An 18913-nucleotide genomic window follows, 5' to 3' on the forward strand; every position below is an offset into this window, starting at 1 on the left:
ATTGATCCTTACGGAGTTACTGTTAGGGCCAATAAAGAGATTACAATTTTAAGCTATATACCATTACAAGGGAAAATTATTGCCTCAATAGAAAAACCAACTACGTTAGATACTATCAGCTTTTCATTTGAACCGTTAACAACTAGTTTTACAGCAAGAAAGATATCTTCTCAATTGGCTGTTTCTGAGAAAATTAATGTATCATCAGCATTGGTAAATAACCTAACCTATAAGTGGGTTTTCAACGAATTGGATAATGTTACATTAAAGGAAACTATCACAGATCCTATTGCATTGCAAAGATTTCCTATTGCGGGTAACTACCGTTTAATTCTTATAATTAAAGATCAAAATGGTTTTGAAACTACATTTTACAGAGATGTTATTGTAACTCAAACCTGCGATCCGATTATAGGTAAAATAAAAATTTTGAATTAGTCTAAAAGACGAATTATTACTGGCTGAAATTGTAGTAGTGGTAAAACTACTTATAACTTATCTTGCTCTATTGTGAAATAAAGTAAGCAAAAAATATAAAATTAACATATTAGAAAATATGACAAATTGTTTTAAAAAGCATTGGTTTCTTATTATCGGGATATTATTGTTATCTAATTATTCTATTGGGCAGACTTTTATTAGTTTTTCTCCTTTGGAGCCATCGCCAATTAAGGAAAATGGAAGACCTTTTAGAGTTCGAATAAACTCCACTAGTGAAGTTGCAGCCGCATGTACAGCTAAAATTATAACATTAGAAATAGGAGATTTAACCTATACTCCAGGTTCCAATTTTAATCTTCCACCTGGAATTGTTATAACTGAAGCAGTAAATAATGGTAAAACTGTTTTAACAATTTCTGGATTTGTAAATGATGGTAAACAAGGAGAAAGTTTAACAATGGATATTGCTATGCAATTTAAGCCGGGTATTTGTGATGATGTTACGCAGGAAATTGTAGCAACTACTACTAATATTGGATGTACTGTTGTTTCAGAGCAAAAAGGCAGTATTGAAGTTACTGCACGCACTGCAAATCCAGTTAGAGTAAGTCTTAGTCTATTAACAAGCGTAAGCCAACCAGTATGTCCTAGACAAGTACTTCGTTATCAAGTTCAAGTTTATAATGATGGAAATAAAGGGTTTAATATTAATAATGCAAAAGTAAATATAGAATTAGATAAATGTGCAACTGTCTTAGGAGTGTACAAAAATAATACTTATATACCAGTAGATAATGTAAGTATATCAACAGCGGGGAATATACAAAAAATACTTTTTGATACTCCTGATATTGTATTGTCTCCTGCAACATCTAATGTTGTTTATGATTTTTTTATAACTTATCCTTGTCTTGATGGAGAAAATGATTGTGTCAGTGGACAAAAAGTGATTACGGCTTATGTGACAGGAAAGAAGAAAGATTGTCAATTACAATATACAGAAACAGCAAAAAGCAGTTCATATTTACAAACTTCAGTAAATCCGGCAACTTGTTCAAATGTAAATTGTGCTACTGGTGAAACAGGGGGAGAAGGTCAATTAGAAGCTATTACTATCTCAAGTACTGGTAATCTTCCTTGCCCATCTTGTCCGCAAAATGATCCAATATTTCTGATCTATTTCAATATGCCTCCTTTTCATCCGGCTTATGATAATAGAGTATTTGTTATTGATATTCCAATTGGAGTAAAAGTTTCAAGTGCTAGTCGATATCAAACAGCTTGTGGAACTCTATATGAAGTTAATTATATTGATGCAGCAGGTAATAAACAGTCGACACCTTTTCCTGGTTCTCTAACACGAAAAGTAGAGTTTAAAACTTCATGTACGATTTCTGCACCACAGACATCATTTTGGTTAAATTTAAAATATGATGAATTAGCTATTCAGCCAGCACCATGGAACTTAACATTTAAGTTAAATTTCAGTTCATCTGGAAAGACAATTTTCGAAGGTAATACTAGTAGGACAGTCGATTCTTGTAATCCAAACCTATCAATTTATAACCAGGTTAGAAAAGCAACTCAAAATTATGAAAACAATTTCAATGCATCAGCTGTTCCGGGCGAGTTAATGATATATAGACAAAGAATCAATAATAATGGAACAGGAGATACTAATAACTCAGTTACTGTAAAGTTAGATAATAGATTAGTCTACGAAGGAGGATTTAGATACATTTACGATAATTATAATAATTATGAATCTGATCAATTTAAACGATTAGAAGGAAATCCTAGTTTTTACATACCAGAATTAGGAACGGTTAATGTATCAACTCCTGTATATGGAGAACCTGGAACAGTTACAATGTCAGGATTTAACTTTCCTTGTTCAAAAAAATATTTATTTATTGAATTTAATGTTAGAGTTAAAAATAATGTAATTGCAGATGCTCAAATACCAATTGTCACAAGGGTTTATGGATCAAGACCTTACGGCCAGCCTCAGGATAATATTATCACAATATCTTCATTCACTTATGTGAAGAGTAAAATGTTTGTAAAGTGTGGATTAGCAAATGAATGGAATGATACTGGCATTAATGTAAAAAATGGAGAGGTCGTGGATTTTAAAATGCAGTTTTCTAATGCTGGTTCCACACCTGTAGTTCTTTCTGAATTAATTAACTTAAGACCACAGATTGGTGATTTTTTTGAGTTTGGGTCTAATCCAAGAAATAGTACTCTTAATATAAATTATAATTGTGATCTTCCTAAAGCTTTTTTAAATTCAGCTACAGCACTTTCTGCAAATTTTACATATGCTAATAACGATGTGAGTATGGATAGGGATATGTTTTGTCCTCCTAAATCATCAGGTAATTTACCAAATTGGACTTCTTCTTGTGACAATTCTAATTGGTTTAGAGCCACATTTTTAAATAATCTAACCTTACTTCCAGGAGACTATGTAGATGTAATTTTTAAGGGAAGAGTTACCGGCACAGAAGGAAAAGCATTTAATAGTTTCTCTTTTAGAGTAGGTGGCTGTAATATACTTTCGGCAAATTCTAATAAGTTAACATTGGAAAATAACAATACAGGTGTGGGTTGTAATTCATGTACTTTGACCAATCCACACGCAGCAGAAATGAAAACGCTTTTTGAGAATCTAATGAAAAATATACTTACCAGAAAAATAAATGGTGAAAGTGATGCTCAAATTAATGGAAGCGCTCCAGCAGAATTGCTTGTTCTAAGACCATATATAAGTAGCGGAGGGGGTAATAAGATCTATAATTTTGTTTCAACCAAAAATGCTCAAAACAAGATAACTAGTGTGAAATTCTCTTTTACAGCTGATAGTCAAAATGATGTTTGGTTTGTTGAAGAAAATGGACTGATTTATAATCCAGAAGTAGGATTTATTGATCCTTCTTACCTAAAAATTGATACTACTTTATATATTTCTTCAGAACAATATTTGACAACTTGTAGAAAAACACTTGACAACAACGGGGGTATAACAGCAGATTGTAATAGTAAGACACAAGTTAGACATATAGATTTTTGTCCTTCAAGATTTTGTTCTCCAATTAATAGTGAAATTAAAATAGGAGATTGATATAGGGACTACCATAATATTATTTTGGTTGCGATATAAAAAAGAACAGGACAAACCTGTGAATGTAAAAAAAAATAACTACTCATAAAGAGAATTAATTATGCTACAAGCTTTTACAATAAGAAAATACTGGCTCCTTACTTTATGTCTGGTAGTATGTTCCATTACTTCAATGTATTCGCAAGATATTCCAGATAACTATCTAGGTATAGACGTTCCGACACTAACAGCGCAGTACAGAGCTAACGGAGTTGGTGATGATATTATTGAATTTTATATTAATCAATTAAGGGAAAAAGAAACTAAAAGATTTTTAGAAGTTCTTGAAAAAGAGAAAGCTTTACAAGAGCAGTTAAAGTTGAAAAATAGTGAAACATCAAAAAGCAGCTTAATCTCGGCAAATAATGGTTCGAATATATTAATTAATGCTAAAGTTTCTGCTAAAGCATTAAGTGCCGTTATGGAAGAAAATCAGATAGTTAATAGTGGTGTTAATACTAAATTTTCTATTGAGCCCGCTTCTCCTGGTGCAACCTATGAATGGGTTTTTTATGATCTGGACAATGTAACGGTAAAAGATTCTGCGACTACGGCAATTGCTTATCAAAAATACACCCTTCCAGGTATTTATAGAATTACTCTTGAAGTTAAAGATGCAAGTGGCTGTATATCATATTCTACAAAGAATATTGAAGTTAAAGATTCTGGACTTTGTGTTAGAAAACCAATAAATTTTGCTTTCGAAACCACATCAACTAATTTAAAATATACCTGGACAGCCACAAATACTGCAGGAGTTTTGGTCAATGAGGTAATAAATAAAACAGGCTTGTATACTTATACACCAACTCTTCCCGGAGATTTTGTTATAAAATTAGTGGCAACCGGAGAAGGCAAATGTGAGACCGTATTTCAGGAAAAGATAACTGTTGGTTTGTGTGAAGAAGAAGATGGTGGAGGAGAAAATTGTAAAAACCATATTGCGATTGTGGTTGATGAATCTGGATCTATAGATGAAACGGAGGCAAAGAGAATTAGAGCACAATTAAAATCTTTTATATATGAGCAGGCAGTAGTTAATGAAACTGGTAATAAAATGTGGATCTCTTTAATTGGTCTTTCTGATACTGACGGCAATTTACGTAATGATCATATTCTTGAACGTGCTGTTTCTAAGGGAGATCTTTTAAAGGATGGAGTTGTTTACAATTGGATTGAAAATTATGGCAGAAGATATGGAACACCTGGTAATGGGATAAGCGAAGGATCTGATTACTGGAAAAGTGGTCTTGACTTAGTAACCACATCAAATTTTAATCTAAAACCAAAATTAGTGTTTTTAATTACAGACGGATGTCAGACAACAAATCCGGAGGCATTAAAAACAACTATGCAAAAATTTGATAATTATCAAAATTCGCCTGATAAAAGTGAAGATAAGCCTCACTTATATGTTGTAGGTATCAATAATGGTTTTTATGTAGATAATGTTCTTGCAGATCCAGGTACGCCACGCAACCAAGATCCTAATTTTGTGCCATCACTTCGAAAAGGGAGTTACGATTCAACCAGCTCATTGTATTTAGGTAAGTCATTGCAGTATTTGTTTGATTATCAAGACAATGCTTTTCCATTAGAGAGAATTAATGGTTTTGATAGTGCCTCTTATTTTGCACACAATGACTTTACAATGCTAAACGATGAACCGTATTATTTTTCAGATAATATTATAAAAGCTGGAGTTGGCTGTGGAAAATTATCTGTAAAAGATTATTGTAGCAATTGTTTCTCATTTCAGCCAAAAGCTAATGGAGAATATTTATTAAGTGCATGGGTAAAGGAAGAAACAAATATTCAGGTTAAAAATTATGAAAATACCGAAATAAATATTGTGTTTTATGATGATGCAGAGGCAGTCGATCCCGATCCAAGCGATCCTGCAGCACCATCTCAAGTGATTAATACCGTTACCCTAAAGCCATCAGGGGCTATTATTGATGGCTGGCAGAGGATTTCAGGAAAGTTTACTGTACCTGAAAATACGATTACTGCGGGAGTAGTCTTAATTAATAATAACACAGGTATACCGGTTTATTTTGATGATTTAAGAATTCATCCCATGGAAGGAAGTCTTAAGACATTTGTCTATGATTCAGAAACTTTCAAATTAATGTCTGAGTTAGATGAGAATAACTACAGTACTTTCTATGAGTATGACAATGAAGGAGGATTGGTTCGTGTCAAAAAAGAAACAAGTCAAGGAATCAAAACTATTCAGGAAACGCGTTCTGGAAATTTTATCAACCCACAATAATTAAAAAATGTTCTTAAAAAAAATAATAAGTGTTTTGGGTCTGCTTTATTGCACTTTGGGATATTCACAAGATGCTAAAGAAATATTCAAAAAAGTAGGAGAACATTATGCAGCAGCAAAACCTCTTCAATATAAAATGAATTACGTTCTCTTTAAGGATTTTGATTCAAAAAAAGTAGAGGAAAGCTATAGTGGCGTGTTTTATAAAAACGCACAAAATGAAATGTACACCAAAATTGGTAACACCGAGATTTTGAATACTAAAAAAGTCAATTTAAAAATCAGTCATCCTGAAAAAATGATTGAAATCAATAAACCGATTCCCGATTATAAGGGAGGTTTTGACATAAAGCCATTGCTTGAGATATGCAAAATTGAAAAATGTATTGATCTTAAAACACATTGGGAAATTACATTAACTACAAAATCATTTACAGGTATACCGTATTCAAAGATTGTTGTTAGTGTATCCAAAACTTATTTTATACAAAAACAGGTTTTTTATTATAATACGCCATCTGATTTTTCTAAGGATTATCGCAAAGCAGATGTGCATTATCCCAGGCTGGAAATAACTAATAGCAGTTTTAACAGGAATCCGGTAAATGTTTCATTATTTAAAAGTGAAACCTATTTTAATTCCTCTGGAGGAAAAATTGTTTTATCTCAACAATTAAAAAAGTATGAGATAATAGACCAAAGAAATGTTGCCAATAATAATTAAGATAAATTATAGATATATGTATATCAACAAAAATTTTATAGTAGTAATATTTTTATTTTTTAGTTTGTTTTCTTTTGGACAGCAAGAGGAGGGAAAAACAGATTATAAGCAGGGCGATGAATTATTAAAAAATCCATTATTAAGTGTAGAAGATCCTAGATTTTCAGATTTAAATGACAAGAAATTATTTGTTTCGGTAAATGATGCCGTATCAATTCATTTTGGATTCAATGATGATATTTCCAATGCTAATGCTTATAAAGAAATATACGATTGTACTATTAAGCTTTCGATAATTCCTTATAATAATTTGGGACTAAAAGATTTAAGTTATATAGAGAATGGAAAATTAAAACAACATGATGATCCCTTTATAATTACATTAAAAATAACTCATGATAATGTAACCAAAGGAGCTAAACTAAATGACTATTTGGTCTATAAACTTCCAGGTATTCATAAAGCAACAGTACAAGTTACTTCAATAACATATTCGTCTCCTGGAATTCACAACGCTCCATATCTGGCATTAAAGTTTAATACAGACCGATATTATAATTTACAAAATACTATCGCTTTACCTAGCGCAGAATTTATTAAGTATACAGGAACGACTGCTTCAAAAGCATCGGCTGCCAGCAATGCAGATGAACTAATAATTAAGTGGGAGAAAAATCTAAACGCACCGGCTCTGGAATATGAATTAGAGTGGACCTGGATTGATAATTTTGGAGCTAACGGCATTGCCAAGAAGGATAGTAAAGACATTGCTTTGAGCGAGAAAGATTTTATGCTAAATAGCACAAGGATCCAGACAAAAGAAACTTCTTATAGAATTCCTATTGTCTACTCTAGTGGTTATGTAATTTACAGGGTTAGGGCAGTTGGAAGATTTTTGGATGATCTAACAAAAGTATATAATGGAAGATGGTCTGTTTCTGAAATTAATAAAAGATTAAATTTTGTTAGTGATTGGACGTATGTTGAAATAGACCAATCTCATGAATTAGGGGCAAAAAACTGGCAATATCAAGCTTCATTTGCTGAAGATGGAAAGAAAAAAGAAGTTGTCAGTTATTTTGACGGATCATTACGTAATCGTCAAACTGTAACTAAAATAAATTCAAATAATAAAGCAATAGTTGGTGAGGTAATTTATGATAATCAAGGTCGAGCAGCTATCGAAGTACTGCCAAGTCCTTTAGAATCTTCAGCAATTCATTTTTACAATGATCTAAATAAAAACACAAAAGGATCAATATTTTCTCATAAAGATTTTGATTGGGATTTAAAAGATAGTATTAAAAATTGTCAACCGATTCTAGTTCCTACAATTGCAAATGGAGATGGATCTGGTAAATATTATTCGACAAATAATACAATCAGTAATACTTTTCAGGATTTAGTTCCCGATGCTCAGGGATATCCTTTTTCTCAAATAGAATATACTGCAGATAATACTGGCCGAATTAAAAGTAAAGGAGGCGTAGGTCCAGATCATCAAATAGGAAAAGGGCATGAAATGCGCTACTTTTATTCTCAACCTTCACAAGAGGAATTAAATAGGCTTTTTGGATATAAAGTTGGTGATTATTCCCATTATAAAAAAAATACCATAATTGATCCCAACGGCCAAATAAGCGTTAGCTATTTAGACCCGCAGGGAAGAACTGTAGCAACAGCTATGGCAGGAGATAGACAAGGAAGTTTAGAAGCATTAGATGATGAAAAAGATACAAGTTTGCATCTTACCACTACATCCAATCTTTTGTCAAACAATGATCCTTATGCTTCTGGAGAAAATAGTGTATTAAAAGACGGAATAAAATTAAATTCTGTTATTTCAGTAATTAATAGTAAGGCCGTTACTTTTGAATATTCTTTTGATAAAACAAAAAATGCATTTACAGATGCTTGTCTAAACGGTAAATTTTATCCATTTGTTTATGATTGGTCTATTAGTCTTAAAAACGATTGTGCAGATGAATTATTGACAGGTGCAGATGCTTTATCAGCAAAAATTGGATTATATAGTTTAAGTGCAAATAGTTCATCTGCTTTGAGTTTTCCTGCAAGAACATTTAATGCATTAGATCAGGGTAAGTTTTTAAGTGTAGGAGCTTATTCTTTAAGTAAAGATCTTAGTATTGATAATACTATCTTAAATCTTTACGCAGATGATTATATAAAACAACTAAAAGATAATAAAATTTGTCTTCCGGATCTAACAGCTTTAGAAGCTGATGTTACAGCAGCAGATTGTACTATAACTTGTAGAAGTTGTGAAGAAGGTTTAGTACGCAGTCATCTTACAGATGCAGAGTATACATCATTTCAGGCAACACTTTCTAATGATAATAAGTTAGGAGACGTCTCTCGTAGAGAATCTTATATAGTTATTGCAGAAAATAACTATGTAAAAAAGAATATGTTGACCGTTCTGGAACTTAATGAGAACGATCGTGACAATTATGAAAAAAGCTTCAAGTTTGAATTTAGAGGTTTGCTAAAAGGTTGTAGAGAATTGTGTGAGCAGCCGGTAAATGTATGTAATCTTAATCTTGATATGCTGCTAAGAGATGTTAGCCCTCACGGACAATACGGTTCTGTCCAAGGACTTGAAGCAGAGTCTGATGTTAGTGATGAAGATGTTAAAAATAATCCATCCATTGATGCCCCTCTTGATCCGGTAAGTGTATTTAATATAAACAATGATTTATCATATGGTGGGTTTTCTACAGAAACGTATAAAGATGAAGATACAGGTCTTGATGTTACTGTAAAGATCAGTAATAATTCATGGAAAAATCCTGAGGGAGGATTTTATAAAGAAGAAGATGGATCTATTTCATATGTTAAAGTAAAATTAATAAGTAAAGTAGCAGGACATCCGGAAGCAGCCGTTTTTGAACCAGCTTTAGAAGGAGTTAGTCTGACTGCATTAAAGCACGATCCTCAAAGTGAAGATCCAAATGACTATTTAGCAGAACCAAAGTACCTAAAAGAGGTTGCTTATTTTGTAAGTAACTGGAGAAACAGTTGGGCAAATGCTCTTGTAAAGTTTCATCCCGAATACCAATATTATGCATATAATTTAGGAATTTGTGATAAACTAAATAGTGCGGGATTAAATTCAAATTCATTTGATGCAGAGCTTTTCCAGAAAGAATCTTATAATGCCCAAACAAAAAAGATAGACGAATCTGTTTATGCATCAAACGGAATTTTAGAAAAATTATTAAATATTGATACTACAGAGGATCCTTTTTACAATTCCCCTAACTCATACAATGGTGAGAATGGTGAGAATGGTGAAGATTTTGCAGTGCGTAAAGATATAATGCGTGAGGCCCTTACATCAAATTTTGATGGAATGAAAACTGGTACAAAAAAAATGAATATGCTTCAAACAGCGTATTACTTTGCTGTTTTTTCAAATGGTATTGCGCCTGAATCTGCCTACAATTCTTTTATGAATCTTTCACAAGCTGATTTATTAAATACAATCAGGGCTCTTGGAATTAATAATAATATTGCAGAATTGACTACAAAAGAAAGAATTTGGGCCAATTTTAAAGCTAACTATGTTGGACTAAAAGACAAAACACGAACTGTTTTAGCACACATTAGTGCCATAAAAAACAATAATTATAACGAGTGTATCGGGAATCCTGAAAGTTCTGATAATTTTGTGACCTTATTAAAGAAATATACTGGAGTTGCATCTGGTAAAACAAAAACAAATTATCAAAGAATTCTGGATTTAATTGCCCGTACACCAAATCCAGACGCTGTTCCGGTACCTATAACTAATCCATCAAGTACAAAAGTTGAATTAGCTTGTTCTGATGCCCTTTCTGCACTTTTTGCATTAAAAGAAAAACGTTTTATTGGTGCAGATTATGGTTATGATTCTAGTATGGACGACATGGATCTTCTAGGAGTTGCAACAGCAGAGGCAGATTCAAGAGTTTATTTAGAAACAGGAAAAAGCCCAAATTATCTTGCCTTAGAGAATTTCTTAAAAGGGATGGTAGACAGAACAATTCAAAGTCAGGGATTAGTTGTGCCTCAGGGAATTCCAACAACTAGTATGCCTTATTTGACACGTAGTCTTTTTGATGCACAGGTAAATAGCGGTTTTAATTTAAGTACTTCTCTTGAAACACCAAAAATTGTCAGTACAAAAGATACGTCAAATAAGTTGGCAATAGGTTTTACAAGTGGTGATTTGCCAATTTCTACTCCTATTATTTTAGAATTTATAAATACAAGTAATCATGTAAATCCATGTGGTATAACAACTGCACTGGATTGGAAAGATATTGTAGATTTTAAAAATCTATATTATCTGCCAAATTCTTATGACAGGAATTTTGGAACCTATAAATTTCAAATTATTGCTACAATAAAAAGAGAAGGAACTTCACCCGATTGTTATACGCCGGAAGAGGTTTTAGTAGAAGGAACAACAAAAATAAATATAGCCGACTATTCCCCTGCAAATGCATTATCTGCCAGTTGTGGAAAACAAGAACGATTTAGCAATGCTTTTAATGAGTTAATACTTGATTTACAAAATAGTAGAACTTTAATGGGGAGTAATGTAAATCTTGTAAATAATTCAAACTTTACTAATGGATATTTATATGAGTATTTGGGAATTCAGCCTGGCGATATGGTTACATGGAATAATCCAGGATATAGTGCAGGGTACAATGCTGATATTACGGTAAACTATCAAAAACGTATTACTTTACAATTGGGTAATACCCATTTGGGAACAAAAGCGATCTCAAGAGTATCAATTGGAAGTTTATTGGCAAGTAGTTCTTCTAATTTAGTAAAAATTAAACTCAAAGGACTTATAGGAATACGTCAAATTAATGCAAAAATTTCTACCGGTAATTTAAAAGCCCCATTATATTTTACCTGTTGTGCTCCTTGTGGAGAAGATGATCATGATGGAAATGGAATTGGAGATAATTGTGATAACGGTACATCTGTAAGCTATTGTACAAAACCAGAACCAGAACGTATTTTCGAGAACAATCTTCTTAATGTCTTGAATGATTGTATTGATCAATATGGTTCTCAGTTTCCTGCAACAGGAAGTTACAGTACACCAAATACTTTATCAGTTAATAATGCAGCTATGTCTAAGTTTATTGAGGCATCTAGATTAATTGAATTTTTTCAGTCTGGACGCAATGATCAAACAACAGACCCTACTTACAAATTACCTGTTACTCTTACAAATTATAATATATCTATTATGCCATCTTTCAGTAACATGGTATCAATAGGATGGTCAGACCTTAATGTGGGAGCTGATGTAGGAAGGAATTTTATTGATATTAGAGACCTTCCTCTTTTTAATGTTGCAACTATTAATTCTCTTGACATAATTAATGAAAATAGACTTAAAATTGTTTATACAGATAAAATAGGTAACACTGTTACAGTATATCCACAATTTGCATGTTTAACAAGTTTTACACCAAGATCGACTACATCAAAATCATTCGATTTTTGTAGATCCCTCCAAGATTATATACCTGTTGTAGTTCCATCAATGATTACTACATGCGAAAATTCTAAATCTGAAGAGTCTAATTATGAAGAAAATTTAAGAGATGTTATAAGTGAAGCTATAGAAAAAAATACATTTGGGATTTCACAAAATTCGGCTGCTAATTTAAAGATGAGTCATTTTATTGGTGAGTCAGGTTTGATTGAGAAATTTCAGGTAGCAAGAAATACTCGTTATGCGCAAAGACCAGTTGGATACAACACGCCCATTGAGCTTACATCATTTACGGTTTCTAAGAGCATTCCTGAGGGGGGTGATACACCTTTTTATCGAATAGTATTTAAGAATTCAACCAATAAAACCGATGCCAGTATCAGCTTACAGATTGAAGATGCCAATGCAATTAAAAAAATTGGTTATTTGGATATTACTGATGAAGTATCTGCAAAAGTTTATTATACAGATATTAATAATAAAGCAGTAAATGAAGAAGTGAATATTTATAATAATGTTCATTCAAGTGAATCTGCTGGTTATTCCTACCAGATATGTAATTTCTTTAGTTTTAAATTAGCATCGCTTAGAGCATCAAAGTCTGCATTAAGAGACTTTGCATTAAGTGACCAGCCTTATTATGAAACAATAGAAAATGAAGATGGTACAATTAGAATAACAGGTTATAATTTACCGTCTGTTACTTCGAGATCTGCCAGAAGTTTAAGTAAAGCAGTTGCTGCTTGTCCGGCAATCTGTGTTCCGGCAATTCCAGAACCAGTAATTTGCACAGAGAAATGGAGTGCATTTAAAGCAGAATTGAACACAATAATTCCTGGGTATGTCCTGGATGAAAATTTAAATATAAATGGAACTTATTTCTGTGAAGCTAATTTCGGATATATCAGTGATGACTACCTTTATTATTTAACCAAGCTAAAAGAATTTAAAAAAGGATCAATTAAAAGTTCTAACGCTTTGTTTTTAGATATCGATAAATTTGGGGCGACAAGATTACATTATGGCAACAAAGATACTCATGGTGTAATTAATGAATATTTTAACTATTTAGTTAGAATTGATGTGCCAAATCCTACAGAGGAAGCAATCACATGGAATCAGTTTGCAGATAAATATGTGGCAGATTACCAAAAATGTGTACCTGCGGTAATGATTCCAAGATTTAGTCTGGAAGATCAAAACGCAAGTATAAAAACTCCTTGCGAATTGTATGCCGCAACTGTAAAAGCATCTAATAAACAACAGCTAGAAGACACATTTTTTAGCGCTAAAAGAGAAGAATTCATTAGAAACTATACAAAGGAAGCATTAGAAGGAATTACTGAAAAGCTTACTAAAACAGCTTCGGACAAGGAATATCAATATACGCTGTACTATTACGATCAGGCAGGAAATTTAATTCAGACAGTACCGCCGGAAGGAGTTAAGAGATTAGCCCCTGCGTCAGATCTTACTATTGATAGCGTAAGAGCAAATGATACAGAAAAAGTTGACTTGGCAGATGTAAATGGAATAAAAGTAGTTCCTCTAAATGACATGCAAACGCAATATCGTTACAACTCATTAAATCAACTGGTGTGGCAACAAACTCCGGATGCAGGAGTAACTGTGTTTGCTTATGATCAATTGGGTCGAATTATAGCGTCACAAAATGAAAAACAAAAAACATTATCTCAGCTTAGCTACACGCGCTATGATAAGCTGGGACGTATAATGGAAGCAGGACAATTAACATTAAAAACTCCAGCAGTAATTAATGAATTAGGAAGATTAGCAGTAAGTCATGAACCAAAAGCAGATTTAATTAAAGTGGATGCTGTAGAAGATCATTATCCATATAATGTCACTTTAAAAACCGAACAAGTAACAAAAACTTTGTACGATCTTCCAATGCAGAATTCAGAAACCTGGTTCACAGACTATGGTGTAAATAACAGCCATAAAAGAGTTACTGCCATATTGTATTATGATCAATTAATGCAAGAGCTTACTTCTGTTGAGGCTTCAAGTGCTTACAATAATGCTATTTTGTACGATTATGATGTGCACGGAAATGTAAAAGAAATGCTGCATCATACCAATAATAATGGCGATTTAACTGCATTAAATCAGCAAGTTAAAAAGATTGTTTATGATTATGATCTAATAAGCGGAAATGTAAATAAAGTAACCTATCAGCCTGAAAAAGTGGATCAGTTTATTCATAAATATGATTATGATGCAGATAATAGAATACAGCAAGTTTATACCAGTAAAGACAATACAATCTGGGAGAAAGAAGCAAATTACCTCTATTATGATCATGGTCCGTTGGCACGTGTAGAAATAGGAGACAAAAAAGTGCAAGGTTTAGATTATATCTACACACTTCAAGGATGGCTAAAAGGAGTTAACTCCGAAGAGTTAAAGATTAACTCAGACGCAGGTAAAGATGGATTAAATGTAGCGAAAGATGCATTTGGATTTGCTTTGAATTACTATAAAGGTGATTATCTTTCGAGATCAAATACGACCGATGCAACCGTTTTTAGTTTGACTAAAACCGGAAATAACGAGAGTGCCGCTAATTTATATAATGGAAATATCAAGGATATGGTAACCACATTAGCGGATCTTAACGGAAATCCATTAGCATCTCAATTCAATCATTATACCTACGATCAGCTTAATCGTATTAAGAGCATGAGTAGCCAGTCAATACTTGCCGGGGTTTCAACGCCTTCATACAAATCAAATTACTGGTACGATCGAAACGGAAATTTACAAAAGTTAAATCGTTTTGCACCTAAGGAAGATGGCTCTATTGTCGAGATGGATCATTTAACATACAATTATTTAAATAAAACTCATCTGGATAGAGATCCATCAGCTTATAATTATAAAACAAGGACAAATCAATTACAAAATGTAAAAGATGCTGTTGGAGCTGGTATTTTTACAAATAGCAAAAACTTAAATGACACTTCATTAGACATAGACAATCAATCTGATGATAATTATACTTATGATGCAATTGGGCAATTAACTTCAGATAAACTGGAAGGAATTGATATTGACTGGAGAGTTGATGGTAAAGTAAATAAAGTAACTAAAAAGAATGGTACGGTAATAAGTTTTGAATATGATGGTTTAGGAAATAGAACTTCTAAAAAAGTTGTTACATCTACGTCAACAACAATTACATATTACGAGCGTGATGCCCAAGGAAATCCTATGAGTACCTATGAAATGGTTACAGCAGCAGGTGTGTCTAATTACTACCTTGTTGAACAATCTATATATGGAAGCAGTCGTTTAGGTATAGAACAATACGAGCATAATAAAGAAATATCCAAAGATGATTTTGCAGCATTTGCAGAAAAATCGAACTTAATGAGTGCCAGATCTGCCTTTGCGATGGTGAGTCAAGAAAGTGTACCGCCAACTTTTGGTCTGGGATTTGATACTACAGCAGGGTTTACAACATGGTCAGATTCAAATAGTAAACTTAATTTGTTTAACAATAAATCACTTAAAACAAAAGCGGTTACATTAAGCTCTCATTTTAAAATAGGTTCCACTAATAGTGCTAATGTAGATTTATCAGTAGCAGCCTTAAATGGTATTTCCAAAGAAGGTAGTTTTCCAAAATCGAATTCATTTTCTTATAGAAGTACTATATTATTAACAGTTAGAAAAGAAAGTGCGGGTTACGTACCAACAGTATCATTGATAAAATACCGTCGTGTACATCATGATTATAATAGAAAAGGAAAAAAGAAATATTCTTTTAGAAGTTATCTCGAGCAGGTTGATTATACAATCGATACCAAAACTAAAGCGATTCCTGAAGGAGAATGGGACTTTAATGCAGAAGTTAAATTAAATACAAAGACTGCTGCATATGAAGTTGTAATTACATTAAATGGAAACATTTATTCTACTGTTTCAAAAACAGAATTGCTTTTGACTGGAGAGAATGATGAAAACTTAAAAAGAAATGACAGACGTTTAGAAATTAATATGCCAGATAACACTTTGGGAGCTGCAAAAATTGAAGATCGTCCAAATGAATATAAAGTAAATAAACTTTCATTAAAAAATGAAATGTGTGATTTTACCTACAGCATTAGTAACGGAAAAGGAACAGATCCAATAAAGATAAATGCATTTAGTTTTGATGAAGGACCTGGTATTACAAATAATGTAAACAATCATCCAATATCATCTACTAATATTCCTATGGCATTAAATAGTATTGGTTATAGTACTACATTTTGTGGATTGGCAGATAAAGATCGCGATGGAGATGGTGTAATAGATAAAGATGACATTTGTCCGGATGTATTTAATCCTAAGCAGGAAGATACCACTGAGGTCGCTTTAGGTTTTGCTCCTGATAAAGTAGGAGATGTGTGCGACAACTGCGCTTATCCCAACCCATTTCAAACAGATACCGATGGAGATGGAAGAGGAGATGATGTAATCATAGAGGGAATAGTTAGACCGTGTGATAATTGTAAATTAATTCCAAATTATGATCAGGCAGATTACGATAAAGATGGAGTAGGAGATGTTTGTGATAATTGTAAAACAATAAACAACCCTCTTCAGGAAGATGCCAATAATAATGGTATTGGTGATGCTTGCGAAGGATTAGATCAAGGTGTTGGTAAAACAACTGTGGTCGCTATTCCTGAGACTACAATTCGTTTGGTAGGAGACAAGCGTTATGAACTTTCTAATCATTTAGGAAATGTACTAAGTGTAATTAGTGACAGAAAACTTATTAAAGTTGCTAATGAACCAAGTCAGGAAACACTTGATAATTTTAGTTTTACAGGTTGGACAAGTATCACAGATGGCGCTAATTGGAATCGTCTTGGAGCTTCAAATACAGTGAGTGTGACTACAAATACTAATAAATTAGTAGCGAGCGTAAGCGATGTTGGTTCTGGAATTTCATACTCTATGAGTACTATTGCCGGTAAAAAATATACAATAACATATGATTTAGATTTGATTTCATCGTCGGGTATCAATTTGAAAGTAATGAATTTTTCAAATACGATAGCTCAAAAAACAGATAATATTTCAGGCAGACAAAGTATAACATTTACTGCGCAGGGAGTTGTAAGTAATCTGCAGTGGTACAGAACTAAAATTAAAGATGGCGCTTTTGAGTTGTTTGCTATGGATAATGTAACAACAAGTGTAGAATCGACAGAAAATACAGTCGCTTTTACTACCTTTAGTCCTGATATATTTAGTTACTCAGATTACTATCCTTTTGGAATGCTCGTGCCGAACAGACATAAATCTGTCAACGATTACCGTTATGGGTTTAATGGAATGGAGAAAGATAATGAGTTAAAAGGTGGCGAAGGGAATAGTTATGATTTTGGAGCTAGAATGTTAGATCCGAGAATTGGTAGGTGGTTTGCAAGAGATCCTAAAGATAAAAAGAATCCTTTTTTAAGTCCGTATTCTTATGTAGAGAATAATCCTATGTTTTTTGTTGATCCAGATGGAAAAGATGCTATTGGCACAGTCAAAGGAAACACAATAACAATTTCTACTGTTATTTATGTTACAGGTAAAAATGGAGCTAAAAATTTTATTAAAAATGCTCAAGCAGCTGTTAATCAATACTATCAAGGAAAGAACGATTTTAAAGCAACCGTTGGAGGTAAAAAGTATAACGTTAAATTTGATATAGTTGTAAAAGAAGCTCCTAGCAATTATGCAAGTGGAACACCTTCTTGTAATAAAAAATCTGACGTATTAACTGGAACTAGTCATGTCCGGTTAATGCCTTCAGTTGATAGTGAAGGTAAAGAAACCAGATCACATGTAGCAAATTATGAAATGGGTGAAATTAATGTAAATGAAATAATATCTGGTATTGCCCATGAATTTGGGCACCTTTTAGGGCTTGCTGATCAATACGCCGATATATCAGTAAAAGAAGGAAACAAAAAAGATATTATATATATGAACGGGGGAAAAGATGATATAATTGCCGAAAATTATAAAAATACTGCCACAAGTGAACTAATGGGTAAGGCCGCAAATGATAATATAGATGGTAATGAAAAACTTTCTCAGAAAGATATTGATGCATTAGCAAGTTTTGTTTTATCAAATCAAAAAAATGGAAAAGCCATTATTGAAGCTGGAAGTATAGGCAAAGGTTTAGCTCCTCCACTTGAAACAGATAAAGCTCTTTTGGATAAGAAATATGAAGGTACAGATAAACAAGTTGACCACCATGATTAAAAATAATGTCAAGAATATTTTCGTTTTTTTTTCATTTTTATATGTTTTCTCTATTTTGACTTCTTGTAAAAATACTAATAAGGATATTGATTTTAGAGATATAGAGTCTAAGGCTTCTTACACTATTGATTACATTAAAAATGAAAAAAGCTTAATATTAAACATTCACGATGATATAGACACTGTTTATGGTTTAATTTTTTATAAAAATGTTTTTAATAAGGAGTTTAAAATTGCATTAGATCCAAAAACTAAATTTCAGATGAGAAATATTGTAAAAGATCAAATAGATTTAAAAGCTGTGTTAAGAAAGCCCAAAATCAAAAGTAAATTTTGCAATGAAAAGGTTAAATTTAAATTGAGTTATTCTCAATATCATCTTGAATCAGAATTTACTAATATCCACAAAATGGAGAACATATCTATTGATTTTAAAGAATTTATCGAGAATTTAGAGAAGAAAGACAAAGTAGTCAGAAAGTTTTTTAATTAATAACTAAA

Annotated in this window: 6 protein-coding genes; all 6 read left to right on the plus strand. The window is 32.4% G+C overall.

Annotation, left to right across the window (positions count from 1 at the left end; translation table 11 throughout):
- On the plus strand, positions 1 to 438 hold a 438-nt coding region (locus IRZ78_RS09390), incomplete at its 5' end, for a hypothetical protein (RefSeq protein ID WP_194616287.1).
- 118 nt (positions 439 to 556) lie between these two features.
- On the plus strand, positions 557 to 3568 hold the full coding sequence (locus tag IRZ78_RS09395; RefSeq protein ID WP_194616288.1) for a hypothetical protein: 3012 nt from the start codon (positions 557 to 559) through the stop codon (positions 3566 to 3568).
- A gap of 100 nt (positions 3569 to 3668) precedes the next feature.
- Positions 3669 to 5882 (plus strand): PKD domain-containing protein, encoded by a 2214-nt coding sequence (locus tag IRZ78_RS09400; protein ID WP_194616289.1) that lies wholly within the window; start codon positions 3669 to 3671, stop codon positions 5880 to 5882.
- A 7-nt stretch (positions 5883 to 5889) separates the two neighbouring features.
- On the plus strand, positions 5890 to 6606 hold the full coding sequence (locus tag IRZ78_RS09405) for a hypothetical protein (RefSeq protein ID WP_194616290.1): 717 nt from the start codon (positions 5890 to 5892) through the stop codon (positions 6604 to 6606).
- Positions 6607 to 6622: 16 nt separating this feature from the next.
- Complete coding sequence (locus IRZ78_RS09410) at positions 6623 to 18412, plus strand: RHS repeat-associated core domain-containing protein (protein WP_194616291.1); 11790 nt, start codon at positions 6623 to 6625, stop codon at positions 18410 to 18412.
- Complete coding sequence (locus tag IRZ78_RS09415; protein WP_194616292.1) at positions 18405 to 18905, plus strand: hypothetical protein; 501 nt, start codon at positions 18405 to 18407, stop codon at positions 18903 to 18905. Before IRZ78_RS09410 ends, IRZ78_RS09415 begins: the two co-directional genes overlap by 8 nt.
- Positions 18906 to 18913 lie beyond the last annotated feature (8 nt).

Origin of the sequence: Flavobacterium sp. CSZ (genome assembly GCF_015350725.1) — a bacterium.
GTDB lineage: Bacteria > Bacteroidota > Bacteroidia > Flavobacteriales > Flavobacteriaceae > Flavobacterium.

Bases quoted from the DNA above. Each gene is read 5' to 3' on its own strand.
- IRZ78_RS09395 (WP_194616288.1), top strand. From the start codon at position 557: ATGACAAATTGTTTTAAAAAGCATTGGTTTCTTATTATCGGGATATTA.
- IRZ78_RS09400 (WP_194616289.1), top strand. From the start codon at position 3,669: ATGCTACAAGCTTTTACAATAAGAAAATACTGGCTCCTTACTTTATGT.
- IRZ78_RS09405 (WP_194616290.1), top strand. From the start codon at position 5,890: ATGTTCTTAAAAAAAATAATAAGTGTTTTGGGTCTGCTTTATTGCACT.
- IRZ78_RS09410 (WP_194616291.1), top strand. From the start codon at position 6,623: ATGTATATCAACAAAAATTTTATAGTAGTAATATTTTTATTTTTTAGT.
- IRZ78_RS09415 (WP_194616292.1), top strand. From the start codon at position 18,405: ATGATTAAAAATAATGTCAAGAATATTTTCGTTTTTTTTTCATTTTTA.